General features: G+C 67.2%; 22 protein-coding genes. 7 read left to right on the forward strand and 15 right to left on the reverse strand.

Translation table 11 applies throughout. The annotated features are described in order from the left end of the window. Positions 1–214: 214 nt before the first annotated feature. Entirely contained in the window at positions 215–532 is a 318-nt protein-coding gene (locus GH664_RS06175; protein ID WP_153167185.1) for a hypothetical protein, read from the reverse strand. A 344-nt stretch (positions 533–876) separates the two neighbouring features. On the opposite strand from GH664_RS06175, the gene GH664_RS06180 reads away from it, so the two are divergent. From GH664_RS06180 to can, 5 genes are all read left to right on the forward strand, one after another. Then, complete coding sequence (locus tag GH664_RS06180; protein ID WP_153167186.1) at positions 877–2,190, forward strand: AmpG family muropeptide MFS transporter; 1,314 nt, start codon at positions 877–879, stop codon at positions 2,188–2,190. After that, positions 2,187–2,927, forward strand: coding sequence for an AzlC family ABC transporter permease (locus tag GH664_RS06185; RefSeq protein WP_153167187.1), 741 nt, complete (start codon positions 2,187–2,189; stop codon positions 2,925–2,927). The genes GH664_RS06180 and GH664_RS06185 overlap by 4 nt, the downstream gene beginning before the upstream one ends. Continuing rightward, positions 2,924–3,247 (forward strand): AzlD domain-containing protein, encoded by a 324-nt coding sequence (locus GH664_RS06190; protein ID WP_153167188.1) that lies wholly within the window; start codon positions 2,924–2,926, stop codon positions 3,245–3,247. The genes GH664_RS06185 and GH664_RS06190 overlap by 4 nt, the downstream gene beginning before the upstream one ends. Positions 3,248–3,260: 13 nt before the next feature. Then, positions 3,261–3,992 carry a uracil-DNA glycosylase family protein gene (locus GH664_RS06195; RefSeq protein ID WP_153167189.1) on the forward strand — a complete coding sequence of 244 codons (732 nt, stop codon included), beginning with the start codon at positions 3,261–3,263 and terminating at the stop codon, positions 3,990–3,992. Between the two features lie 142 nt (positions 3,993–4,134). Continuing rightward, positions 4,135–4,785, forward strand: a complete 651-nt coding sequence (gene can / locus GH664_RS06200; protein WP_153167190.1) for a carbonate dehydratase — start codon at positions 4,135–4,137, stop codon at positions 4,783–4,785. Positions 4,786–4,837: 52 nt separating this feature from the next. On the opposite strand, the gene GH664_RS06205 is transcribed toward can, so the two are convergent. The 14 genes from GH664_RS06205 to rpmH all read right to left on the reverse strand — a co-directional run bounded on the left by GH664_RS06205 (position 4,838) and on the right by rpmH (position 21,715). Beyond that, the gene (locus GH664_RS06205) at positions 4,838–7,012 is read right to left on the reverse strand and encodes a primosomal protein N' (RefSeq protein ID WP_153167191.1); all 2,175 of its coding nucleotides are present in this window, start codon (positions 7,010–7,012) and stop codon (positions 4,838–4,840) included. Between the two features lie 393 nt (positions 7,013–7,405). Then, positions 7,406–8,485, reverse strand: coding sequence for a uroporphyrinogen decarboxylase (gene hemE, locus GH664_RS06210; RefSeq protein WP_153167192.1), 1,080 nt, complete (start codon positions 8,483–8,485; stop codon positions 7,406–7,408). Positions 8,486–8,587: 102 nt separating this feature from the next. Then, entirely contained in the window at positions 8,588–10,039 is a 1,452-nt protein-coding gene (locus GH664_RS06215) for a TrkH family potassium uptake protein (RefSeq protein ID WP_153167193.1), read from the reverse strand. A 16-nt stretch (positions 10,040–10,055) separates the two neighbouring features. After that, the gene (gene trkA, locus GH664_RS06220) at positions 10,056–11,459 is read right to left on the reverse strand and encodes a Trk system potassium transporter TrkA (RefSeq protein ID WP_153167194.1); all 1,404 of its coding nucleotides are present in this window, start codon (positions 11,457–11,459) and stop codon (positions 10,056–10,058) included. A 99-nt stretch (positions 11,460–11,558) separates the two neighbouring features. Beyond that, complete coding sequence (locus GH664_RS06225) at positions 11,559–12,806, reverse strand: sigma-54 dependent transcriptional regulator (RefSeq protein WP_153167195.1); 1,248 nt, start codon at positions 12,804–12,806, stop codon at positions 11,559–11,561. A 3-nt stretch (positions 12,807–12,809) separates the two neighbouring features. Further along, positions 12,810–14,930, reverse strand: a complete 2,121-nt coding sequence (locus tag GH664_RS06230) for an ATP-binding protein (RefSeq protein WP_153167381.1) — start codon at positions 14,928–14,930, stop codon at positions 12,810–12,812. Further along, positions 14,927–15,454, reverse strand: coding sequence for a DUF4390 domain-containing protein (locus GH664_RS06235; RefSeq protein ID WP_228111419.1), 528 nt, complete (start codon positions 15,452–15,454; stop codon positions 14,927–14,929). Before GH664_RS06235 ends, GH664_RS06230 begins: the two co-directional genes overlap by 4 nt. A 34-nt stretch (positions 15,455–15,488) precedes the next feature. Next, on the reverse strand, positions 15,489–16,769 hold the full coding sequence (gene rsmB, locus GH664_RS06240; protein ID WP_153167380.1) for a 16S rRNA (cytosine(967)-C(5))-methyltransferase RsmB: 1,281 nt from the start codon (positions 16,767–16,769) through the stop codon (positions 15,489–15,491). A 111-nt stretch (positions 16,770–16,880) separates the two neighbouring features. Next, positions 16,881–17,828: a polyamine aminopropyltransferase gene (speE, locus tag GH664_RS06245; RefSeq protein WP_308445431.1), complete on the reverse strand. Its 948-nt coding sequence runs from the start codon at positions 17,826–17,828 to the stop codon at positions 16,881–16,883. Positions 17,829–17,997: 169 nt separating this feature from the next. Then, positions 17,998–19,350, reverse strand: coding sequence for a tRNA uridine-5-carboxymethylaminomethyl(34) synthesis GTPase MnmE (gene mnmE, locus GH664_RS06250; RefSeq protein ID WP_153167197.1), 1,353 nt, complete (start codon positions 19,348–19,350; stop codon positions 17,998–18,000). Next, positions 19,322–20,977, reverse strand: a complete 1,656-nt coding sequence (yidC, locus tag GH664_RS06255) for a membrane protein insertase YidC (protein WP_153167198.1) — start codon at positions 20,975–20,977, stop codon at positions 19,322–19,324. The genes mnmE and yidC overlap by 29 nt, the downstream gene beginning before the upstream one ends. Before the next feature lie 33 nt (positions 20,978–21,010). Beyond that, positions 21,011–21,220: a membrane protein insertion efficiency factor YidD gene (gene yidD, locus GH664_RS06260; protein WP_153167199.1), complete on the reverse strand. Its 210-nt coding sequence runs from the start codon at positions 21,218–21,220 to the stop codon at positions 21,011–21,013. Next, the gene (rnpA, locus tag GH664_RS06265) at positions 21,217–21,642 is read right to left on the reverse strand and encodes a ribonuclease P protein component (protein WP_308445432.1); all 426 of its coding nucleotides are present in this window, start codon (positions 21,640–21,642) and stop codon (positions 21,217–21,219) included. The genes yidD and rnpA overlap by 4 nt, the downstream gene beginning before the upstream one ends. Further along, a complete protein-coding gene (gene rpmH, locus GH664_RS06270; RefSeq protein ID WP_002926183.1) occupies positions 21,581–21,715 on the reverse strand; it encodes a 50S ribosomal protein L34 in 135 nt (44 codons plus the stop codon). The genes rnpA and rpmH overlap by 62 nt, the downstream gene beginning before the upstream one ends. 294 nt (positions 21,716–22,009) lie before the next feature. Between rpmH and dnaA the strand changes: the two genes are divergently transcribed. Both dnaA and dnaN read left to right on the forward strand, forming a co-directional pair. Next, positions 22,010–23,503 carry a chromosomal replication initiator protein DnaA gene (gene dnaA, locus GH664_RS06275; protein ID WP_153167201.1) on the forward strand — a complete coding sequence of 498 codons (1,494 nt, stop codon included), beginning with the start codon at positions 22,010–22,012 and terminating at the stop codon, positions 23,501–23,503. A 47-nt stretch (positions 23,504–23,550) separates the two neighbouring features. Next, positions 23,551–24,660 carry a DNA polymerase III subunit beta gene (gene dnaN / locus GH664_RS06280; RefSeq protein ID WP_153167202.1) on the forward strand — a complete coding sequence of 370 codons (1,110 nt, stop codon included), beginning with the start codon at positions 23,551–23,553 and terminating at the stop codon, positions 24,658–24,660. The last annotated feature ends 5 nt before the right edge of the window (positions 24,661–24,665 follow it).

Consider the following 24,665-nt stretch of genomic DNA (forward strand, 5'->3'; position numbering starts at 1 on the left):
GGTCGAGGTAGCGGTGCGTCCAAAATCGCCGCAGCGCTGGCATAAGAGGTGCCCGAAATGAAAACCCGCCTCCTGAAGACCCCGGATCTGCCCTCACAGACGCTTGGCTGGGCCTCGAACACCCCACCGCACCTGCGCATCGCGCGCCACTGGGTCTCATCGCATGTCAGTTACTCGGCTTGCGGAAATCAAATGCTTCTCAGGCTCTGAGGGCTCAGCCGACGACGAAGCCTTTCACGTCGACACGGACCGCCGGACGATCGAGCGCGGCGGCCGTCGCACGCGCAAACTGCTTCGCCCAGTCGCCGGCCTGCTGGAAGCGCGCCTCGCCGCCGTACTTGGCGACGTTGAGGATCATGTCGAGCACCAGCACCTTGCCCATGGGGTTGGAGGGTGTGCACTCGAGAACCTCGAATTCGTGCGCGAGCCAGCCGCGCGCCTGGTCCTTGCCGAGGCTGGCGACGTCGGCGTCATGCACGGGAAACTCGTACTCGCGGTCGGCGCCGAAAGACACGATGACTTGGTAGGGCATGGGAAATCTCCTCGGTTTCAAGGGTTTCGCCGCATTCTTCATGCTCTGCCCGGACGAGGCAAGGAACGTATCGAATTGTGTTCTCCCTCGTTGCGTCGCTGCCGACAACCCGGTCCGGGGGCGGGGGATGAGTGGCGAGCACTGTTCGAGTCCCGAGCGCGGCGAGGGCGCGCATTTGCGTAATCTCCGCAGCGTGTTTGCCGCGTAGCGGCAGGCCGACGGAGCGCATCCCCCGCCGCCAGACCGGATTCGGAGCACTCACCTGGATGCCCGCCTTGATAGCCAGCGCCCGAGCGGAAAGCAATCTGGGATAATCGTGGGCTCCCGACCGCCCGACTTCCCCCGTGCCCGCTTCCCCGCCCGCCTGGCTCGCCGCGCTGCTCAACCGGCGGATGCTGATCTGCATCCTCACCGGCTTCGCCTCCGGCCTGCCGCTCTACCTGCTGCTGAACCTGGTGCCGGCCTGGCTCAAGACCGAAGGCCTGTCGCTGAAGGCGATCGGCGCCTTCGCGCTGATCCAGTTTCCCTACACCTGGAAGTTCGTGTGGGCGCCGCTGCTCGACCGCTATGGCATCCTGCCCTGGCTCGGCCGGCGGCGGAGCTGGATGTTCGTCGCGCAGGTCGGCCTGCTGGCGGCAATCGCCTGGCTGGGGCAGCTCTCGCCGGTGCAGCATCTGCCGCTGGTGGTGGGCCTCACCGCCGGGATCGCCTTCCTGTCGGCGACGCTGGACATCGCGCTCGACGCCTTCCGCCGCGAGATCCTGCCCGACGTCGAACTCGGCCTGGGCAACGCCATCCATGTGAACGCCTACCGCATCGCCGGGCTGGTGCCGGGCTCGCTGTCGCTGATCCTGGCCGACCACCTGCCATGGAGCGAAGTGTTCGCGATCACCGCGGCCTTCATGCTGCCCGGCCTGATCATGACCCTGCGCGTGAAGGAGCCGCTCGCCGCCGCCGGCAGCCCGCGCACGCTGCGCGACGCGGTGGTCGAACCCTTCCGCGAATTCTTCGGCCGCCACGGCCTGCAGTCGGCGCTGCTGGTGCTGGCCTTCCTGTTCTTCTACAAGCTCGGCGATTCGCTGTGCACCGCGCTGGCCACGCCCTTCTACCTCGACATGGGCTACAGCAAGACCGAGATCGGCATCATCGCCAAGAACGCCGGGCTGTGGCCGTCGGTGATCGGCGGCATCGTGGGCGGCATCTGGATGGTGAAGCTGGGCATCAACCGCGCGCTGTGGCTGTTCGGGCTGGTGCAGCTCGTCACCATCCTCGGCTTCGTGTGGATGGCGTGGATCGGGCCGGCGCAACTGGCCCTGCTCGGCGACGCCGCGCGCCTGGCCACGCTCGCCATCGTCATCGCCGGCGAGGCGACCGGCGTGGGGCTGGGCACCACCGCCTTCGTCGCCTACATGGCGCGCACCACCCACCCCGCCTACACCGCGACCCAGCTCGCGCTGTTCACCAGCCTGATGGCGGTGCCGCGCACCTTCATCAACGCCACCGCCGGCTGGCTGGTCGAGGCGATGGGCTGGCACAGCTTCTTCTGGATGTGCTTCGCGCTTGCGATTCCCGGCATGCTGCTGCTGCTCAAGGTCGCGCCCTGGCATGGCGACCGTGCCGAACTCGCCGCACGCGCCGCGGCGGCGCGGGGCGCATGAGCGCGACGCGTTCGACGCGGCGCGCGGAGTTCCTCGCCGGCTGCCGCGACGAGGCACCGCTGCAACTGGGCGTGGTGCCCTTCGGCATGCTGTACGGCATCGGCGCGCTGGCCGCCGGCATGCCGGCCTGGCTGGCGCAGCTCGCCTCGGCCCTGGTGTTTGCCGGCGCCGCGCAACTGGTGATCGTGCAGATGCTCACCGCGGCGGCCGGTGTGCTGCCGATCGGCCTCACCGCCAGCCTGCTGAACCTGCGCCACGTGCTGTACAGCGCCTCGGTGGCGGATCACGTGCGCCACCTGCCGCGGCGCTGGCGCCTGCTGCTGGCCTACCTGCTGACCGACGAGGCCTATGCAGTGGCGATCCTGCGCTATCAGACGAGCACGGCCGATGACGGCGCAACCGCCACCACGGCAGGCATGCCGGACCTGCGTCACTGGTACTTCCTCGGCTGCGGCTTCACGCTGTGGGCCACCTGGCAGCTCTCGACCGCGGCAGGCCTGCTGTTCGGCGCCACCATCCCGGCCGAGTGGGACATCGATTTCGCCGTGCCGCTGACCTTCATCGCGCTGCTGACGCTGCTGCTGCGCGAGCGCGCCGGGCAGGCCGCCGCGCTGGTCGCCGCGCTCGGCGCGCTCGCCTTCGCCACGCTGCCGTACAAGCTCGGCCTGGTGGCGGCCATCCTGCTGGGGCTGCTCGCCGGCGTGTGGGCGGCACGCTTCGCGCGGGACGGGAAATGAGCACTGCCGCGCTGATCGGGCTGCTGGTCGCCGTCGGCCTGGTGACCTTCCTGTACCGCTACGCGATGATCGGCCTCTTTGCCAGCCGCAACCTGCCGGGCTGGCTGCACGCACTGTGCCGCCATATCGCGCCGGCGAGCTTCGCCGCATTGACCGCGAGCGCGCTGTTCGTGCATGGCGGCGAGGTCGCCATCGACCTCGCCACGCCCAAGCCCTGGGCGGCGCTCGTCGCCGCGCTGGTGGCCTGGCGCACGCGCAGCGTGCTCGCCACCATCGGCACCGGCATGGCTGCGCTCTACCTGTTGAAGTTCCTGCTCTGAGTCAGTTGCAACGATGACCTCCACATCTGCCGCCCTCGTCGCCGCCGCGCGCGAATTGTCCGCTGCGGTGGACGGGCTGCGCTTCACCGCGCCCGTCACCCACGTCTATAACCCGCTCGACTACGCGTGGAAGGTGCATGAGCACTACCTGCGCCGCTACGGAGAAGGGCGCAAGCGGGTGGTCTTCATCGGCATGAACCCAGGGCCGTTCGGCATGGCGCAGATCGGCGTGCCCTTCGGCGAGATCGCGACCGCGCGCGACTGGCTCGGCCTGGAAGGGCCGGTGGGTCAGCCAGCGCAAGCCAACCCGAAGCGGCCGGTGCAGGGCTTCGACTGCCCGCGCTCGGAAGTGAGCGGGCAGCGGCTGTGGGGTCTGTTCCGCGACCGCTTCGGCACGCCCGAGGCTTTCTTCGCCGAACACTTCGTGTCCAACTACTGCCCGCTGGCCTTCTTCGAGGACGGCCGCAACCTCACGCCGGACAAGCTGCCAGCGACCGAGCAACGTCCGCTGCTGGCCGCCTGCGACGCGCACCTGCGCGCCGTGGTGCACACGCTGCAACCGGAGTGGGTGATCGGCATCGGCGCCTGGGCGGAAAAACGCGCGGCCGAAGCGCTGGCAGGCATGCCTGAGACACCGTCGCTGCGCTTCGGCCGCGTGCTGCATCCGAGCCCGGCCAGCCCGGCGGCCAACCGCGGCTGGGCGGAGGCGGCGACCCGCCAGCTCACCGAACTCGGCGTCTGGTGAACGCGGTGCGGCACGGTTCAGTCGTGCCGCACCGCGTGCGCGCAGCTTGCGTACCGCAGTGCACCATCAGTGGCTGACAAGGCCGGACCCGCTAACAGATAATCGGGCCATCGATAACTTCACGCTGCCTCGCAAGGTTTCCATGAACAACACGCCGATCGATCATCTGTTCGCCAACAACAAGGCCTGGGCTGAACGCATGCATGCGGAAGACCCCGACTTCTTCAGCCGGCTGGTGAACCAGCAATCGCCGGAATACCTGTGGATCGGCTGTTCCGACAGCCGGGTGCCGGCGAACCAGATCATCGGCCTGGCGCCGGGCGAAGTCTTCGTCCATCGCAACATCGCCAACGTCGTCGTGCATAGCGACCTCAACGCCCTGTCGGTGATCCACTACGCGGTCGAGTTCCTGCGCGTGAAGCACATCCTGGTGGTCGGCCACTACGGCTGCGGCGGCGTGAAGGCGGCGCTGCACGACAACCGCACCGGCCTCACCGACAACTGGCTGCGCCACATCCAGGACGTGCGCGACCGCCAGGAAGCCAAGCTCGCTCACATCGAAGATACCGGTGCGCGGGTGAACCGGCTGTGCGAACTCAACGCCATGCAGCAGGTGGTGAACGTGTGCCAGACCTCGATCCTGCGCGAAGCCTGGGCGCGCGGCCAGAACGTGACCGTGCATGGCTGGTGCTACAGCCTGGAGAACGGCCTCGTCACCGACCTGCAGGTGAGCTCGACGAGCCGCGAGGAAGCGATGGACCGCTTCCGCGACGCGGTCGAGCGCCTCGTCTGACGGCTGTTCGGCCGCACGCGCGCGCGGCAGCGATCGGCGCGCCGCGCGCAAGTCACACGTCCAGTGGATCGACGTCGATCTGCCAGCGCAGGTCACGCGCGGTGCGCTGGCGGTAGAGCAGGGCGACCCAGTCGGCGAGGAAGGCCTGCAACGGGCCGCGCTGATCGGCCTCGACCAGCAGTTGCGCGCGTTCGCGCCGCGCCAGCCGGGTGAGTCGCATCGGTACCGGGTCGTACAGGCGCAATCCCTCGCGCCCCATTTCCTCGGCCAACCGGCGCGCATGGCGCAGGAAGGCGACCGCATCGTCCAGCGCCGGCGCATCGGCACGCAGCATCGCCTGGTGGCTGAACGGCGGAAAACCCGCCGCGCGCCGCTCCTGCAGCGCCATGCGGGCGAAGGCGTCGAAGTCGTGCCGCGCCAGGTGCTGGTACAGCGGATGCGCCGGGTATTCGGTCTGGATCAGCACTTCGCCCGGCAGCGTGCCGCGCCCGGCGCGCCCGCCAACCTGCATGAGTTGCTGGAACAGGCGCTCCGGCGCGCGAAAATCCGCTGCGTGCAGCGAGGCATCGGCGCCGATCACCCCCACCAGGGTGAGTTGCGGAAAGTCATGGCCCTTGGCCATCATCTGCGTGCCGACAAGGATGTCGGCGCCGCCGTCGGCAATGGTCGCCAGCAGGCTCTCCCACTGCGTGCGGGTGCGCGCCGCGTCGCGGTCGACGCGCAGCACGCGCGCCTGTGGAAACAGCTCCGCCAGCCGCGCCTCGATACGCTGCGTACCGCGGCCGAACGGCCGGATGTCCTGGTCACCGCAGCTCGGGCAGGCGCCCGGAATGGGGCCGTCGCAGCCGCAGTGGTGGCAGCGCAGGCGGCGGTCGGCCAGATGCACCACCAGGTTGGCCGAACAGTGCGGACAGCGACTCACCCAGCCGCAGGAGGGGCAGGACAGCACCGGCGCGTAGCCCCGGCGGTTCAGGAACACCAGGCTCTGCTCGGCGCGCTCCAGCCTTGCCGCGATCGCCGTCTGCAGCGCAGGGCTCAGGCCTTCGTCGAGCTTCAGCCGCCGGGTGTCGATGCAGCGCACCGCGGGCATCGTCGAAGCCACCGCGCGCTGGCTCAGCGCGAGCGGCGCATAGCGCGCGTTGCGCGCATGGTGCCAGCTCTCCAGCGAAGGCGTGGCCGAGCCGAGTACGACGGGCACGCCGCGTTGGCGTGCCCGCCACACCGCGACATCGCGCGCCGAGTAGCGCACGCCTTCCTGCTGCTTGTAGGACGCGTCGTGCTCCTCATCGACCAGGATCAGCCCCAGACGCGGCAGCGGCGCGAACACCGACAGCCGCGTGCCGAGCACAATGTCGGCATGGCCGGTGAGCGCCTGCACGAAGCCCCGTGAGCGCGCGCCGGCCGCCAGCCCGGAATGCAGGCTGACCACCCGCGCCGCCGGGAAGCGCTGCGCCACACGGCGCTCGAGCTGAGGCGTGAGCGCGATCTCGGGCACCAGCATCAGCACCTGGCCGCCGGCCGCAAGCACCTGCTGTGCGATGCGCAGATAGACCTCGGTCTTGCCACTGCCGGTGACGCCTTGCAGCAGCCAGGCACGAAAGCCTGCGGGCGCCGCGCCGACCTCGTCGATCACCGCCACCTGCTCGGTGGTCAGGGCCGGCGCCGCCGCCATCTGCGAACGATCGCCCGGGCCCGTCGCCGCAGCGAGCCAGCCGCGGCGCACGGCATCGCCCACCGCCGCGCCCATTGGCAGCTCGCGCAGCGCGCTGCGCCGCATGGGCACGCCCGCACAAGCCAGCTCGCGCAACAGGGCCAGCGCCTTGCTGTCCCGCCTGGCCTCGGCGAGCGCAGCCTCACCGGCCGCGGAAAGGCCCAGCAGCGGGTCGTCTTCGTCGCCGCTCACTTCGTCGGCGCGGCGCAGCCCCGGGGGCAGCGCGAGGGCCACCACCTCGCCGAGCGGGGCGTGGTAATAGCGCGCGACGAAATCCACAAGTTCGAGCCAGTCCGGCGGCAGCGGCGGCACTTCGCGCTGGATGTGCGACACGGGCTTGAGCCGGGACGCGTCCACATCGGTGGCGGCGGGCAATGCGACGATCAGCCCGCTCTTTTCGCCGCGCCCGAACGGCACCCGCACACAGCGTCCGATGTCCGCTTGGTCGGCATCTTCTGCTACGTAATCAAATACTTGCGGAATGGGAACAGGAAGCGCGACGCGGACGTAGGGCATGCCGGAAACGGGCGGCAGAGCAAAAAAGCCGAAAATTCAATGCCTTGAAGAGTCTTCTTGAAGTCCGACCGTGGGAAAAGAGCCTAAGGAATTGTCCAGGCTGTCCCTCGGAGCTTGTCCACAAAAACTGTGGATAACTTTGTGGGAAAGCTGGGTGAATCTGGCTCAATCCCGCGCGGCGTAAGCCCTTGTGTCACTTTGCCTTAACATTGCGCAGATACTAAATCTTTTAAATTCAATAACTTGCAAAATTGAGCCGATGTCAAGCAGATCATCCTCGGGTAAACGAGCCTGGAACCGGCGATTGTGCATAAGTCAAGGGTCCGATGTTCGATTTTCCCCTTGACAAGCTCATCGCCGACCGCAGCGCCCCAGACCCCGCCGGGCTGGCGCTCAGCGGTTCTCCTGCGCCGCTCTCGACGCGCGGCTATGCTCGTGTACCGTATCGACGAGGACGCGAACGTTGTCGGGCGGCGTGTATTGCGAAATGCCATGCCCCAGGTTGAACACGTGACCGGCGTGAGGACCGTAGGCATCCAGCACCTTCCGCGCCTCGCCGGCGACGACCTCGGGCGGCGCGAACAGGATGGAGGGATCGAGGTTGCCCTGCAGCGCGACCTTGTCGCCGACCAGCTCACGCGCGCGACCGATGTCCATCGTCCAGTCGAGGCCGACCGCATCGCTGCCGATGGCGGCGATGGACTCGAGCCAGATACCGCCGCCCTTGGTGAACACGATGCTGGGCACGCGATGGCCGTCGTACTCGCGTCGCAGGCCGGCGATCACCTGCTGCAGGTAGCGCAGCGAGAATTCGCGGTAGGCGGCCTCCGACAGCACGCCCCCCCACGAATCGAACACCATGACCGCCTGCGCGCCTGCTTCGATCTGCGCATTCAGGTACTTCACCACCGCCTGCGCGGTGACGTCGAGGATGTGGTGCAGCAGATCCGGCCGGCTGTAGGCCAGCGTCTTGATGCGCCGGTAATCGTCCGACGAACCGCCCTCGACCATGTAGCAGGCCAGCGTCCACGGGCTGCCCGAGAAGCCGATCAGCGGCACGCTGCCGTCGAGGGCGCGGCGGATCTCGGCCACCGCGTCCATCACGTACTGCAGTTCCACATGCGGATCCGGCGCCGTCAGGTTGCGGATCTCCCACTCATCGCGCAGCGGACGCTCGAAGCGCGGCCCTTCGCCTTCGGCGAAATACAGGCCCAGCCCCATCGCGTCCGGCACGGTGAGGATGTCGGAAAACAGGATGGCGGCATCGAGGTCATAGCGCGCCAGCGGCTGCAGCGTGACTTCGCAGGCAAGCGCCGGGCTCTTGCAAAGTTGCAGGAAGCTGCCGGCGCGCTTGCGCGTCTCGCAGTATTCGGGCAGGTAGCGGCCAGCCTGACGCATCAGCCATACGGGCGTGTAGTCGGTGGGCTGGCGCAGCAGTGCACGCAGGAAGGTATCGTTTTTCAGGCGGCTCACGTCGGATCCTCGAATCGCCCTTGCGGGCGTGACAAGCGGTGATTATCGCCTGTCCCCGCCCTCAGCGGGTCATCGTCGCGCACCGGGCGCCGGCACGCGGCCTCAACGACGCCAGAAAGCCGGCGTCAGCACCACCAGCAGGGTGAAGATTTCCAGGCGGCCGAGGATCATCGTGAACGAGAGTACCCATTTATGGAAATCCGCCAATGCCTGGTAGTTGGAGGCCGGTCCCACCTCCGCCAACCCCGGGCCGGTGTTGTTGAGGCAGGCCACCACGGCGGAGAAGGCGGTGATCAGTTCCAGCCCGCTCGCCGACAGCAGCAGGGTCAGCGACACGATGGACACCATGTACATGAAACTGAAGCCCAGCACGGCGTGCAGAATGCCCTCGGGCAGGGGTTGCGTGCCGATGCGCACCGGCACCACCACGCTGGGATGCAGCGAGCGCACGATCTCGCGCAGCACCTGCTTGTACAGGATCATTGCCCGCATCATCTTTATGCCGCCGCCGGTCGAACCGGAACAGGCGACGAAGCTGCCGAGGAACAGCACCCAGATCTGCGCGAAGGTCGGCCAGTGCGTGTAGTCGTAGGTCGCGAGCCCCAGCGAGGTGGAGATCGACACCACATGGAAGGCCACGTAGCGCAGCGTGGTCGCCAGGTCGGCATGGGCGCCGGCCTGCATCAGGTAGGCAGTGAGCATCACGATGCTGAAGGCGAGCACGCCGAAGTAAAACGGCAGCTCCGGATCGCGACGGTAGGGCAGGGTGGAGCGCCGCACCAGGGCCATGTAGTGCGTGGCGAAGTTCAGGCCCGACAGCAGCGCGAAGCCGGCTGCGACGGCCTCCACCGCGGGGTTGTTGAAATGGGCGAGCGAGGCATCCTTGCTCGAGAAGCCCCCCAGGCCGGTGATCGAGAACGAGTGGATCACCGCATCCCAGGGGCCCAGGCCGGCCCACCACAGGGACAGGCCGCAGACCAGCGTGATCAGCATGTAGGTGAGCCACAGGCCCTTCGCCGTTTCGGTGATGCGCGGCGTCAGGCTCGACTCCTTCATCGGCGTCGGCACCTCGGCCTTGAACAACTGCCGCCCGCCGATACCCAGCAGCGGCAGGATCGCCACCACCAGCACGATCACGCCCATGCCGCCGACCCAGTGCATGAAGGTGCGCCACAGGTTGAGCGAGATCGGCAGGTCATCGAGATGGGTCAGGACCGTGCCGCCGGTGGCGGTGAGGCCGGAGACGGCCTCGAAATAGGCGTCGGTGACGGTCAGCCCGGGGATGTTGAGCAGCAGCGGCAGCGCGCCGAACACCGGCAGGCCGATCCAGGTCGCCGCCACCAGCAGGAATCCGTCATGCACGCGCAGGTCGCGCCGCCCGCGCCGGGTGAGCACCCAGAGCAGCAGCCCGACGAGGAAGGTGATGATGATCGAATCGCGGAAGCGGATGCCCTCTCCCAGCCCGAAGGACACCGCCAGCGGGACCGCCATCAGCAGGCCGAAGATCATGATGATCAGGCCAAGCGCGTTGAGGGCGGAATGATAGGCGCGCATGCGGACGAGTGCCGGATCAGAGGAAGGAGAAGCCGACCTGGAACAGCTTCTCGACCCGCCGCACCAGCTTCTTGTGGGTGCAGAAGACGATCACATGGTCGTCCTCGCGGATCTGCGTGTCGTGGTGCGGCATGATGACTTCGCGGCGCACGACCTTGCCGTCCTCTCGCCTGACGTCGCGCACGATGGCGCCGATCGTGGCCCCCTGCGGCAGCGCAATGTCCTCGATCGGCCGGCCCACCACTTTCGAATCCTTCGGGCTGCCGTGAGCGATGATCTCCAGCGCCTCGGCGGCGCCCCGGCGCAGGCTGTGCACCGCTACCACGTCGCCGCGCCGCACATGGGCGAGCAAGGTGCCGATGGACGTATGCGCCGGCGAGATGGCGATGTCGATCGGGCCGCCCTGCACAAGGTCGACGTAGCTGCGGCGGTTGATCAGCGCCAGCGTGCGGCGCGCGCCCATGCGCTTGGCAAGCGAGGCGGACATGATGTTGTCCTCCTCGTCATTGGTCAGCGCGACGAAGAGATCGGTCTCGTCGATGCCTTCGCTCTCCAGCAGCTTCTCGTCGGTGGCGTCGGCGCGCAGCACCAGCGCCCGGTTGAGCTGGGTCGCCACCGCCTCGGCGCGGGCGACATTGCTCTCCAGGATCTTGACGTGATAGTCGTGCTCGATGGAGCGCGCCAGCCGCAAGCCGATGTTGCCGCCGCCGCCGATGATGATGCGCCGCATCGGCCGGTCGCCGCGGCGCAGCTCGCCCATCACCTGGCGGATATGCACGGTGGCCGCGAGGCAGAACACCTCGTCGCCCGGCATGATCACCGTCTCGCCTACGGGAATGATGGGCTCGCCTTCACGATAGATCGCAGCGATGCGCGCCTCGATGTTGGGCAGATGGAAGCGCAGCGCCTTCAGCGGATGCCCAACCAGCGGCCCACCCTCGAACGCACGCACGCAGATCAGGCTGAGCACGCCGTCGGCGAACTCCAGCACCTGCAGCGCCTCGGGAAAGGAAATCAGGCGCTTGATGTGGTCGGTGACGACCTGCTCCGGGCAGATGGAGAAGTCCACCGCGAAATTGTCGTCGTCGAGCAATTCCGGGAAGTCCACATAGTCGGTCGAGCGCAGCCGCGCGATACGCGTGGGCAGGTTGAACAGCACCTTGGCGATGCGGCAGGCGCACAGGTTGGTCTGGTCGGACTGTGTGACCGCAATCAACAGGTCGGCATCGTCGGCACCGGCATCGCGAAGCACCGTCGGCGACGCTGCGTTGCCACAGACGGTGCGGATCTCCAGGCGTTCGCGCAGTACCGCGAGGTGATCGGCGCTGGTATCGACGAGGGTGATGTCGTTGGCTTCCGACACCAGGTTTTCTGCGACCGAGGCGCCGACCTGGCCGGCCCCGAGAATGATGATCTTCACCCGATCCTTCCGACTCGCGTTGGGCCGGACATTCTACACGGGCGGTGGATTCTGCCCGAGAAACATTGTGCGGCGCAGCAAATCAACCGCGGCAGCCGCTCAGCCCTCTTCATGCCGTCGGCCGGCCTGCAGCCCCAGTTGCTTGAGCTTGCGATAAAGATGGGTGCGCTCAAGCCCGGTCTTCTCGGCGAGACGCGTCATGTTGCCACCCTCAAGGCGCAGGTGGTGCTCGAAGTAAAGGCGCTCGAAGGCCTCCCGCGCTTCGCGCAGCGGCTGGTCCAGCGACACGCCGGTCACCGCCGCATCGTGCGACGGCGCGAGCAGGCGCCGCACATCCGCCACGCCGATCTCCTCGTCCAGCGTGCCCAGCGCGAGCGATTTCACCGCTGCGCGCAACTCGGCGTAGCCGCCCGGCCAGGCCAGGTTGCGCAACTGGTTGAGCGCGGCGGTAGAGAAGCGCCGCAGCGGTACCTCGCCGCCCTCGACCAGGTGCAGCAGGATCTGGCTGGCCAGCTCGGGCAGGTCGTCCTTCACGTCGGCAATGGAAGGCGGCGCCAGGCTCACCTCGAACAGGCGCGCCAGCAGGGATTCTTCCCAGCCTTCGGCAAGCAGTGCATCGAGGCTGCGGTCGGTCGCCACCACCACGCGCAAGTCGTAGCGGTCGAGGCGATCCAGCGCGAAGGCGAGGTTCTTCTGCTGCGCGCGCGACAGCCGCGCGAGCTCGCCCACGAAGAGCACGCCGCCGTGGGACGCCTGCAACTGGTTCAGGTCGAGCGGCGTCGTCACCATGGCCAGGTCCAGCCAGGGCGCGCTGCCCGCCTGCACACTGCGCGCCACCAGCTCCGCCAGGCTGCCGCTGCCCACGCGCAGCAACAACACGCGCGAATTCACTGCGATCTGCTCGACGCGCCGGCGCAGCTCGCGCAGCGGCACCGAGCGGGTGAAGGCCGCCAGGGTCAGCGGCGCCGGCGTGCCTGCGGCCTGCGGCCGCTGCAGGCCGCGCTTGACCGCCGCCAGCAGCTTCTGCAGGGCGATCGGCTTTTCCAGGTAGTCGATGGCGCCAATGCGGGTTGCCTCGACCGCGGTATCGATCGTGCCATGTCCGGACATCATCACCACCGGCATCGTGAGCTGGCCGTTGGCAGCCCATTCCTTCAACAGCGTGATGCCGTCGGTGTCGGGCATCCAGATGTCGAGCAACACCATGTCGGGGCGCAGGGCATTGCGCGCGGCGCGCGCGGCCGCCGCGTTCTCGGCGAGCAGCACGTCATGGCCCTCGTCGCGCAGGATCTCGGACAGCAACTCTCGGATGCCCACTTCGTCGTCGACGATCAGTATCTTTGCCATATTTCAGTTGTCGTTACTCGTTGCCGCCAGGCGCAGGCGGATGCGCACTTCGGCGCCGCCGCCGTCGCGGTTCGTCAGCCTGATCTCGCCGCCATGCTCATCGACGATCTTCTTCACCATCGCCAGGCCCAGACCCGTGCCTCGCGACTTGGTGGTGAAGTATGGTTCGAAGGCGCGCGTCAGGACTTCGGCCGGAAAGCCCGGCCCGTTATCACGGAACAGCAGCAGCGCACGCTCGCCCTCGCGGCGGGTGATCACCTGCATTTCGCCGTCCTCGTTGCCGTTGAGCGCGTCCTGGGCATTTTGCAGCAAATTGTGGATCACCTGTCGAATCTGCGTGGCATCGCCCTGCACCGTCGGCAGATCCCCGGCCAGTTCCAGGCGGATGCGACCGGCCGCGCTTTCGTAGAGGTTCAGCACTTCGCGGATGAGGGCATTCAGGTCCACCGGCGCAAGATGCGGTGCCGGCAGGCGCGCGTAGTCGCGGAAGGCGTTGACCAGGTTCTTCATCGCCTCGACCTGGTTGACGATGGTCCGCGTCGAGCGCTCCAGCATCTCGCGGCCGTCGTCGTCGAGCCGGTCGGCAAGCTTGAAGGCCAGGCGCTCGGCCGACAACTGGATCGGCGTCAGTGGATTCTTGATCTCATGCGCCAGCCGGCGCGCCACTTCCGCCCAGGCGGCGGTGCGCTGCGCAGCGATCAGGCGCGAGATGTCGTCGAACACCACCACCGAGCCGCCACCGCCGCTCTGCGGCAGGCGCGAGCCATGGATGAGCAGGGTGAGCGGCGCGCTGTCCTTCACCGGCAGATCGATCTGCGTCTGCCAGTCGCCCTCGTTCGCAGCGAAGCCGGCGAGCAGCGCATCGCGCAGCGCCTCGTGCCGCGGCCAATCGGCGAGCGGGATGTCCTCGAAGCCGGCCAGATCGTCACCGAGGATGGCCAGCGCGCCGTGGTTGGCCGCGCGCAGCGTGCCATCGGCGGCGAATGCCAGCACGCCGGTCGACAGGTTGGCGAGCACGCTCTCCAGATACACCCGCGCCGCTTCGACCGCAGCCCGGCTACGGTCGGCTGCCGCACGCGCATCCTCGAGCTGGCGCGTCATCTGGTTGAAGGACTGCGTCAGCACACCGAGCTCGTCGCGCGCGGGCAGCGCCTGGCGCGGACTGAAATCGCCCTGGGCGACCGCCTGCGTGCCTTCGGCGAGGATCAGCAAGGGTGCGACCAGGCGCCGCGCGATGACGAAGGCCGCTGCCACCGCACCCAGCAGGGCCAGCAGCATGGTGAGCGTCAGCGTCAGGGTGTAGATGCGCTTGAGGCCGACGCGCCCGAGGATCAACTGCTGGTACTGCCGATAGGCCTCCTGCACCGCCTCGGCATTGCGTCCGAAAGTCTCGGGCACGGGCTGGGTCAGTTGCAGCAGGTGCGGCTCCCCCGCCAGGGTGCGCATCGGGATGGGCACGATCACCCGGATCACCAGCCGGCCATCGGGCTGGGTCTCGACGGCGTGCAGGCTCAGTGTCTGCCGCGCCTGACGCAACTGGTTCGCCGTCGGAAGATCGGGCAGCAGCATGCCGGCCGAATCCACCGCGCTGGCAACGATCTGCCCGTTGACACCGACCACCGTGGCGCTGGCGACCCCGGCCTGCTCGCGCAGGCGGTTGAGCAAGGCCGGCTGCACCGGATCCTTGCTCTCGAGCGCGAGCGCCATGCTTTCGGCCTGCTCATGCACCTGGCCAACGAAGAAATCGAGCGCCTTCTGCCCAAGCGCGATGCCGCCTTCGAGCGCCGCATCCACGCGCACGTCGAACCACGACTCGATGCTGCGCACGACGAATTGCAGCGATACCGCATACACGACAACGCCAGGCAACAGGCCCATCAGCGCGAACATCAGCACCAGACGGTATTTCAGACGGGAGCCGAACTGGCGCTGGCGATACTCGCGCCACAGGGTGCGCAACTGCACCGCCACCAGTCCCGCCAGGCCGACGACCACCGCGCCGTTGAGTGCGAGCAGGTAAGGATAGCTGCCGGCGAACAGGTCCGTGTTCGAGCTCGCCGACGTGAGCAGGAATAGCGAGATCGCCGCCAGTCCGGCGGCGACGACGAGCGCAATCCGCTTCATCGGGAAGCGGGCGTGCCTGGGAGGAAGGTCCATCGCATCCAGTCCGTGCCGATATCCCACTCGCGGCTGCCGATCGCAGTCACCTGAAAGGGCTTGGGCAATTGGGTGGTGTCGAGCAGGAAGCGCAGGGCCACCTGATGGGACACGCCCGGCTTGAGCTCGTCTGTGCTTGCGACCTGCCAATGGCGAATGCGCAACATCGTGCGCACGGCCGCTTCGAGGCTCTCGAAGCTTTGCTGGAAGTTGCCGATGAACAGCCGGTAGGAACGTGTGATGGCGTTGTAGTGCAGGCGATACTCGAGCCTGCGGTCTACGACGACCTCGTTGAGCCAGTACCAGCGCGGGCGTTCGATGCGCAGCTCGGCGACAAAATACAGCGACACGCCGCGCGCCACCGCATCCGCCACGCGGGAGTTCAGCTCAAGGTCGATGTCCGCGTTCAGCACGTAGCCCCCGTCGCCGGGGACGATCTCGGCGCTGTGGATGACGCCCTCCTCGGCACAGGCAGTCAACGCGACCCCCATCAACACGAAGGCGTACAGCCAGTGCCGCAAGCACTCAAGGAAGCTTGCGCAGGAGGGCGAAATAGAAGCCGTCATGTTCGGCATTGGGCAGGAGCTGGAAGTCCGGACGATTGTCGATCGGGAACAACTCGGCGTCGCCGTGCCGGCTCAGGAAACGCTCGATCTGCAGGCGGTTTTCCTCGTCGAAGACCGAGCAGGTGACGTAAAGCATTGTGCCACCCGGCGCCAGCGTCTGCCAAAGGGCGTCGAGGATCCCGGCCTGTTGCGCCGCGAAGTGACCGATGTCCTCCTCGCGCCTCAGCCACTTGATGTCTGGATGTCGGCGCGCCACGCCGGACGCCGAGCAGGGAACGTCGGCCAGGATGCGGTCGAACGGCTGGCCGTCCCACCAGGCGGACAGCTCACGGCAATCGGCAACCAGGATCCGGGCAGACAGGCCCAGCCGCTCAAGATTGCGCCGGATGCGCTCCGCACGCCCCGCATCAAGTTCGACGGAGAGCAGGTCGATGTCGGCGCGCTCGAGCATGTGCGCGCTCTTGCCACCCGGCGCCGCACAGGCATCGAGCACGCGCTCGCCATCGCGCGCATCGAGCAAGCGCGCCGCCCATTGCGCGCCGGCATCCTGCACCGACAGCAGGCCCTCGGCGTGGCCAGGCAGGCGCGCCACCGCCACCGGCCGCTCCAGCAGCACGGCGTCGTTGTCCAGGCGGCGCGCACTCAAGCCGGCCTGCTGCAGGCGGCCGAGCACCTCATCCATGGTGGCGCGGCGACGATTGATCCGCAGCGCCATCGGCGGATGTGCGTTGCCCGCCGCCAGCGCTGCCTCCCAGGCATCGGGATGCGCGCGCCGCACCTTCTCCAGCCACCAGCGCGGATGGCCGTGACGCGCCGCCTCGTCGGCCGCGACCCACTCGAGCCAGGCCGACTTCTGGCGCAAGGCGTTGCGCAGCACGGCATTGACCATGCCCTTCATGCCCGGCATCTCCGCAGCCGCAGCCTGCACGGTCTGGTCGACGATGGTGTGCGCCTGCTCCGGCCGTTGCTCCAGCCTGTGCAGCGCGACGAGCAGCAGGCCGCGCACGAACGCAGGCGGCGAAGTGTGGAGCAAGGGCCGCAGGATGGTATCCCCGCGCCCGTACTGCCGCAAAGTGGACCACGCCAGATCGCGCACTGCGCCGCGTGTGCTCTCGGGCAAACCAGGATCGGCCAGCAGCATCGATTCGAAACGGTCGGTCAGGTTCGCGCCGTCGAGCACGGCGGCGACGAGACGTGCCGCCTGCTGGAGGGCATGGCCCAGGCTGTCGGGCGGCAACAGGGCCGGCGCCGGACGAGAGCGGCGCGACGGAGCGTCCTTTTGAGGACGGCGGTTTGGGGCGTTAGGTCGGATCACGGTTCAAGTGCGCTTGGCTGGAAGGGCGCGGCGGGATCAGTCGAGCAAGCCGCGCAGGTGATTCGGAAGGGCGAACTGCGCGCAATGCACCGCAGCATTGTAGTGCTGAAGTTCGCCAAGCCCACGTGCCGCAATACGTGCGTCGACTTCTTCGGTGGTGATTGCCGACGCATCCAGCGTATCGGACGCCACCGCGAATACACACAGGCTGCCGTAGAGCGGGACATGGGTCACATAGGGCTGCACCCGGCGAAAGGTCGCGCGCAGCGCCTTCAGCACCGTGCGCACCTGCTCGCCCTGGAAGGATGCGCTCCCGACCTGCAGGCTCAGCGCACCGCCAGGCAGCAGCAGCTTCCGGCAGAGAGCGAAGAAGTCATGCGTGAACAACGCGCGGGCGGCGCCAACCGGATCGGTGAGGTCGAAGACGATGAGGTCGACGCGTGCCGCCTCGCCTTGTGCGCACAGCGCTTCTACATGCACCAACGCATCGCCGATGTGCAGCTTGACGCGCGGATCGTCAAAGGCGCCACGGTGGACCGCGGGAAAGTAATGGCGGGCGATGTCGACGACGCCGGCATCGAGCTCGACGATGTCGACACGTTCGATCGAGGGATGCTTGAGCAGCTCTTCTGCAGAACCTCCATCACCACCCCCAAGCACCAGTGCGCGGCGCGGGCTGGCATGTGCGACACCCGCGACGTGGGCAAGATTTTCGTGATAGTGGAACTCGTCGCGCTCGGAGGTCATGAAGCAGCCATCGAGGCGGAACAGCCGGCCGAAACGCGGCGTGTCCCACACCTCGATGAGCTGGAAGGGAGTCTGCCTGCGCTCGAGCAGTCTGGCGCCGCGGACCACGAAAGCCGCATCGTCCGCCAGGCGCTCGACCAGCATTCCCTCCTCCGCAGGCAGCTTGTCTCCCGCCATGTTGAACTCCCTGTCGAAGCGTGCATCAGTCGAATTGAGTTGATCTGACGTCTGTTCCACGTGAAACATCGGCCACCGCCATCGAGCCGCATGACGAAGCGCGCACGCTGACGGGCACCTGACAAACGCCTGGCGATCGCCAGACACGACTGACCTCGATCGCTGCACATGGTTTGTTTCACGTGAAACAACGGGGCCACAGCCGAGTCCGTCAATGCGCGGGATGCAACTATTTCCCGATGCAGAACCGCGAGAAGATCACACCCAGCAAGTCGTCGGCGGTGAACTCGCCCGTGATTTCGCCAAGGCTTTCCTGCGCGAGCCGCAGCTCCTCGGCAAGCAACTCGAGCGCCCGCGCCTGCTCTCCCGCCTCGATCACATGAGCGAGCGCCTCGCGCAGCGCCAGCAGGTGGCGCTCCCTCGCCAGGAACACGTCCTCGCCATGAGCATGCCAGCCGGCGATGCGCAGCAACTCCGCGCGCAGCAGATCCATCCCTGCCCCGGTCCGTGCCGAAACGTGAAGGCTCACCCGACCATTGGACTCGACGCGCCGCGGTTCCTCACCGCGCAGGTCGATCTTGTTCGCGACGACGATGCGCTCCACGTCCGCCGGCAACCGCGCATCGATGTCCGCGGTCGGCGCCCGATCAACGTCCGCATCGATCAGCCGCAGGATCACGTCCGCCCGGTGGATCTCGCGCCATGTGCGCTCGATGCCGATCTGCTCCACCGCGTCCGCAGTGTCACGCAAGCCTGCAGTATCGATGATGTGCAGCGGAATGCCTTCGACCTGGATCGTCTCGCGCAGGGCGTCGCGCGTCGTGCCGGCGATCTCGGTGACGATCGCCCGCTCCTCGCCGGCAAGCTGGTTCAACAGGCTGGACTTGCCCACATTCGGCTCGCCCACCAGCACCACGTTGAGGCCGCTGCGCAGCAAGGCGCCCTGCCGCGCGCGGTCGAGCACGCCTTCGAGCTGCGCGCGCAATTCCGCCAGCCGCGGCAGCGCGCGAGTCTTCTCCAGGAATTCGATCTCTTCCTCGGGAAAATCCAGCGTCGCCTCGACCAGCATGCGCAGGTCGATCAAGCCGTCGCGAACGCGGTTGATCTCCTCGGAAAAACGGCCCGACAGCGATCGCACCGCCGAGCGTGCCGCGGCAGCCGTCGAGGCCTCGATCAGGTCGGCCACGCCTTCGGCCTGCGCGAGGTCCAGCTTGCCGTTCAGGAAGGCACGGCGGGTGAATTCACCCGGCTCCGCCAGTCGCGCGCCGAGCTGCAGGCAGCGCTGCAGCAGCAACTGCATGACCACCGGGCCGCCATGCCCTTGCAGTTCGACGACATCCTCGCCGGTGAAGGAAGCCGGCCCGGGGAAGAAAAGACAAAGGCCCTCGTCGATCGCCTCGCCCGCTTCATCGAGGAAGCGGGCAAAGCGGGCGACGCGGGCCTCCGGTTCGCGTCCGGTCAGCGTGCGGGCGAATTCCCGCAGGCCGCTGCCGGACACGCGCACGACACCGATGCCTCCCCGGCCCGGCGCCGTCGCGATGGCAGCAATCGTGTCAGGCTGCCTTGCCGCCCTTGCTTCCACTTTCGATCATCCGCGTGATCTGCCACTGCTGGGCGATCGACAGGCAGTTGTTCACCACCCAGTAAAGCACCAGGCCGGACGGGAACCACAGGAACATGAAGGTGAAGATGATCGGCATCGCCAGCATCACCTTGGCCTGGATCGGATCCGGCGGCGTCGGGTTCAGCTTGGTCTGGATCAGCATGGACACGCCCATGATGATCGGCAGGATGAAATACGGATCCTTCGCCGACAGATCCTGGATCCAGCCCAGCCACGGCGCCTGGCGCATCTCCACGCTGCCGAGCAGCACCCAGTACAGCGCGATGAACACCGGGATCTGCACCAGGATGGGCAGGCAGCCGCCGAGCGGGTTGATCTTCTCGGTGCGGTAGAGATTCATCATCTCCTGCTGCATCTTGGCCTTGTCGTTGCCGTACATCTCCTTCATGCGCTGCAGGCGCGGGCCGAGCACACGCATCTTCGCCATCGACTTGTAGCTGGCCGCCGACAGCGGGAAGAACAGCGCCTTCAGCATCACGGTGACGAGGATGATCGCCCAGCCCCAGTTGCCGGTGAGTTTGTGCAGCCAGGCCAGCACCCAGAACAGCGGCGCCGCGATCACCGTCAGCCAGCCGTAATCGACCACGAGATCGAGGCCGGGTGCGATGCCGTGCAGCTTGTCCTGCTCCTGCGGGCCGGCATAGAGGCGGCTCTCGACCTTGCCGGTCGCCCCGGAAGCGATCTGCGCCACCGGCAGGATCACGCCCGCCGAATACGTGTCGTTGCCCAGCGCACGTGCGAAGAACTCACGCTGCACACCCTCGGCGGGCAGCCAGGCGCTGACGAAGTAGTGCTGCACCAGCGCGACCCAGCCGTCCGGCGCCGACTTGGCGAACTTCGCCTTGCCATCCGTGATCTCGGAGAACGTCACCTTCTGGAACTTGGCACCATCGGTGTAGAAGGCCGGGCCGATGAAGGTCTGCACGCCGCCGAAGCCTTCCGGCATCTCGGCCGGTTTGCCGTCGCGCGTGAGCTGGAAGTAGGCGTGCGGCTCGATGGGCTTGCCGCTCTCGTTGCGGATGTCATAGCTCACATCCACCAGGTAGCTGCCGCGCTTGAAGGTCATCACCTTGGTCACGCGGACGCCGCCCTGCTCCGGTGCCTCCAGGCGCAGCACCACCGCATCCTCGCCGTCCTTCAACTTGAGCTCGCTACCGGGCAGCGTGAACAGCGTCTTGTGCGTCGGCAGGCCTTCGCCGATGAGACCGGTCTGTGCCGCATAGACGTGCGCCGAGCCGTCGTCGAACAGCAGGAAGGGCTTGGTGTGGTCTTCCTTCTGCTTGTGCTGCTTCAGTTCGAGACGGACGATGTCACCGCCCTGCGCCGACACTTCGGCGCGCAGCAGGTCGGTTTCCACCACCGTGCGCGGCGCACTCGCCGTGGCGGCAGCCGGCTCGCCCGGCACGCCGGCCTGGGCTGCGGCCAGCGACGCGCTCGGCTTCGGCACCGACGCATCCGCGGCAGCCCCGGCGGACGATGCGGCAGTTGGCGCGGGCGCCGGTTGGTTGTGCTTGACCCAGCCTTCCCACAACATGACGATGGAAAAGGCGAAGACGAGGAAGAGGATGAGGCGGCGTTGATCCATCGTGGTGGTTCTACCGTTGGTCAAGAGACAATGTCAGGGAACAGGATCATACCCGCCCGGATGGAAGGGATGGCATCGCCCGACACGCTTGATCGCGAGCCAGCCGCCGCGCAGCGCGCCATGGCGCTGCACCGCTTCGATCGCGTACTCGGAACAGGTGGGATGAAAGCGGCAGTTTCGCCCCAGCATCGGGCTGATCGCGTACTTGTAGAAGCGCAACAGGGCGATCAGCACCGTCTTCATGTGCGGGGCAACCTGTGCAACAGGCCGAGCAGGTCGTGATTGAGCTCGGCGCGGGTCGCCTTCGCGACCGGGGCGTGCAACCTCACGACGAGGTCGTGCATCGGCAAGCTCGTGCGCTGGCGGCGGAACAGCTCGCGGGCGATGCGCTTCACCAGATTGCGCACGTTGGCTCGCTTGGCCAGCTTCTTGGCGACGACCACCCCCAGCCGGGCGGTATCAAGTCCATTGGGGCGGTAGTGCAGCATGAAGTAGCGCCCGCGAAGTGCGCGCCGAAAAGCAAAAACGGATGAATACTCATCCGTTTTGTGCAATCTGTGAGCGCTGCGGAACCCCTGATCAGCACTCGCGGGCTCGGCCACCTCAGACGGCGAGGCGATGACGGCCCTTGGCGCGACGCGCACGGATGACGGCGCGACCACCACGGGTCTTCATGCGAACCAGGAAGCCGTGGGTGCGCTTGCGGCGGACGACGGAGGGTTGGTAGGTGCGTTTCATGATCGGATTGCCCGTGTTAGGTCAAACCGAGGATTGAAATGCATAATCCCATGTTTGTCAATAACAATTTTTGGCCGACCCTGTGGATAAGTCCCCCCGCGGGGGTTAGAATGTGGGCCCTGAACAACACCTTGCCGAGCGGTTCATTCATTGGGACCTTGCCCAGCGCAGGCCCGGAGCCGGCGGCAATCGAGACCTTCGACAAGCTCCCGACCGCCGAAAGTGCTCCGTCGCCGCCGCCTCAGGGCGCCGGCAGGGCGCGGGTAGCGTGTCGCCCAACCGAACCGCTGCTCCGTGATCCAAGAATTCTGGTCTTTCTGCCTGACGCGCCTTGAACAGGAACTGCCCCAGCAGCAGTTCAACACCTGGATCAAGACGCTGCGCGCCGAAATCGCCGAGCGCGCCGACGGTGCGGTCCTCAACCTGTACGCGCCCAACCGCTTCGTGCTGCAGTGGGTGCGCGAGCGTTACCTGCGACGCATCACCGAACTGGCCGACGAGTTCCACGCCGGACCGCTCGCGGTCGAGCTGCAACTGCCCGCCGGCGGTGCCGCGCGCACCGTCGCGCCGGCAACCGGCACGGCGGCACGGGCCGTGACCGAAGGAGCCACGACCAACCGCAGCGAATCCTCGGCCGCCACCGAAGCTGCCGTCGCAACGCCTCCCGAAGCACCTCCCGCACGCAAGGCCGCGCCTGCCGTCATCGTGCCGCGCGCCGAACCTGAGCCGGCTTCTGCGCCCACGTCCGCGCTCGACATCGCCTACGACAAAACCCGCCTCAACCCCGACTTCACCTTCGACACCCTGGTCACCGGCCGTGCCAACGACCTTGCGCGCGCCGCCGCCATGCAGGTGGCGCAGAACCCGGGCACGTCCTACAACCCGCTGTTCATCTACGGCGGCGTCGGCCTGGGCAAAACCCACCTGGTGCACGCCATCGGCAACGCGGTGTTCCGCCACAACCCGCGCGCGGTGATCCGCTATGTACACGTCGAGGACTACTACGCCGACGTCGTGCGCGCCTATCAGCAGAAAAGCTTCGATGCGTTCAAGCGCTACTACCGCTCGCTCGACATGCTGATCATCGACGACATCCAGTTCTTCAATAACAAGAACCGCACCCAGGAAGAGTTCTTCCACGCCTTCAACGCCCTCACCGAAGCGCGCAAGCAGATCGTCATCACCTGCGACACCTACCCCAAGGACATCCAGGGCCTGGAAGACCGCCTGATCTCGCGCTTCGACTGGGGCCTGACGGTGCAGATCGAGCCGCCCGAGCTCGAGATGCGCGTCGCCATCCTCAAGAAGAAGGCCGAGGCGCTGCGCGTGGCGGTCGACGACGACGTCGCCTTCCTGATCGCCAAGAACCTGCGCTCGAACGTGCGCGAACTCGAAGGCGCGCTCAACAAGGTGGTCGCCTATGCCCGCTTCCACGGCCGCCAGATCGGCCTGGAAGTGGCCAAGGACGCGCTCAAGGACCTGCTGCACGCGCACAACCGCCAGCTCTCCATCGAGCACATCCAGAAGACGGTCGCCGACTACTACAAGATCAAGGTCGCCGACATGCACTCCAAGAAGCGCACCCGCGTCATCGCGCGCCCGCGCCAGGTGGCGATGTGGCTGGCCAAGGAGCTCACCCCGATGTCGCTGCCGGCGATCGGCGAAGCCTTCGGCGGCCGCGACCACACCACCGTGCTGCATGCCTGCCGCACCATCACCGAGCTGCGGCTTGGCGATGCGCAGCTCAACCACGACGTGCACGTGCTCACCCAGGTCCTGCGGGGCTGAGCATCCTGAAACCTCTTCCGATCAACCCACAGACCTGATCCGACGCCATGCTTCTGCTCACCACCACCCGCGATGCGCTCCTGGCCCCGCTGCAGTCGGTTGCCGGCATCGTCGAAAAGCGCCACACGCTGCCGATCCTGTCCAACGTGCTGATCGAGAAGCACGGCGACCAGCTCACGATGCTGGCCACCGACATCGAGATCCAGATCCGCACCATCACCGGCGGCCACATCGGCGGCGAGGATGCCTCCATCACCGTCGGCGCGCGCAAGCTGCAGGACATCCTGCGCGCCCTGCCCGACAGCGGCGACATCAGCCTCACGCTCGACGACAAGCGCCTCACGGTGAAGGCCGGCCGCAGCCGCTTCCAGTTGCAGACCCTGCCCGCCGCCGACTACCCGCGCATGAACCTGCCCGACAGCGACGCCGCGCGCCTCACCATCAGCCAGCGCGCCTTCAAGCGCCAGCTCGCACAGGTGTCGTACTCGATGGCGCAGCAGGACATCCGCTACTACCTCAACGGCCTGCTGATCATCGCCGACGGCGGCGAGCTGCGCATGGTCGCCACCGACGGCCACCGCCTCGCCTATGCCGCGGCCGACCTCGACGCGCCAGTCGCCGCGCGCACCGAAGCCATCCTGCCGCGCAAGACAGTGCTCGAACTCGCGCGCCAGCTCGCCGACAGCGACGACCCGCTGGAGATCCTGCTCGCCGGCAACCAGGCGGTGTTCCGCTTCGGCCCGATCGAGCTCGTCACCAAGCTCATCGACGGCAAGTTCCCCGACTACGAGCGCGTCATCCCGCAGGCGCATCCCAAGCTCGTCACCTTCAACCGCCAGCCGCTGCTCGCTTCCCTGCAGCGCGCCGCGATCCTCACCAACGAGAAGTTCCGCGGCGTGCGCATGGTGCTCGAAGACGGCATCCTCAAGATCGTCTCCACCAACGCCGAGCAGGAAGAGGCGCAGGACGAACTCGAGATCGACTACCAGGGCGACAAGCTCGACATCGGCTTCAACGTCACCTACCTGCTCGACGTGCTCAACAACCTGAGCTCCGACACCGTCGACTGGCGCTTCAACGACGGCAACTCCAGCGCGCTGATCACGCTGCCGGGCAACGACAAGTTCAAGTATGTCGTGATGCCGATGCGTATCTAAGCAGC

Source organism: Thauera sp. 2A1 (genome assembly GCF_009469595.2).
Classification (GTDB): domain Bacteria; phylum Pseudomonadota; class Gammaproteobacteria; order Burkholderiales; family Rhodocyclaceae; genus Thauera.

Coding starts and splice junctions, on each gene's coding strand:
- GH664_RS06175 (WP_153167185.1), bottom strand. CDS start 532: ATGCCCTACCAAGTCATCGTGTCTTTCGGCGCCGACCGCGAGTACGAG.
- GH664_RS06185 (WP_153167187.1), top strand. CDS start 2,187: ATGAGCGCGACGCGTTCGACGCGGCGCGCGGAGTTCCTCGCCGGCTGC.
- GH664_RS06190 (WP_153167188.1), top strand. CDS start 2,924: ATGAGCACTGCCGCGCTGATCGGGCTGCTGGTCGCCGTCGGCCTGGTG.
- GH664_RS06195 (WP_153167189.1), top strand. CDS start 3,261: ATGACCTCCACATCTGCCGCCCTCGTCGCCGCCGCGCGCGAATTGTCC.
- can (WP_153167190.1), top strand. CDS start 4,135: ATGAACAACACGCCGATCGATCATCTGTTCGCCAACAACAAGGCCTGG.
- GH664_RS06205 (WP_153167191.1), bottom strand. CDS start 7,012: ATGCCCTACGTCCGCGTCGCGCTTCCTGTTCCCATTCCGCAAGTATTT.
- GH664_RS06215 (WP_153167193.1), bottom strand. CDS start 10,039: ATGCGCGCCTATCATTCCGCCCTCAACGCGCTTGGCCTGATCATCATG.
- GH664_RS06225 (WP_153167195.1), bottom strand. CDS start 12,806: ATGGCAAAGATACTGATCGTCGACGACGAAGTGGGCATCCGAGAGTTG.
- GH664_RS06230 (WP_153167381.1), bottom strand. CDS start 14,930: ATGAAGCGGATTGCGCTCGTCGTCGCCGCCGGACTGGCGGCGATCTCG.
- GH664_RS06235 (WP_228111419.1), bottom strand. CDS start 15,454: ATGGGGGTCGCGTTGACTGCCTGTGCCGAGGAGGGCGTCATCCACAGC.
- yidC (WP_153167198.1), bottom strand. CDS start 20,977: ATGGATCAACGCCGCCTCATCCTCTTCCTCGTCTTCGCCTTTTCCATC.
- yidD (WP_153167199.1), bottom strand. CDS start 21,220: ATGAAGACGGTGCTGATCGCCCTGTTGCGCTTCTACAAGTACGCGATC.
- rpmH (WP_002926183.1), bottom strand. CDS start 21,715: ATGAAACGCACCTACCAACCCTCCGTCGTCCGCCGCAAGCGCACCCAC.
- dnaN (WP_153167202.1), top strand. CDS start 23,551: ATGCTTCTGCTCACCACCACCCGCGATGCGCTCCTGGCCCCGCTGCAG.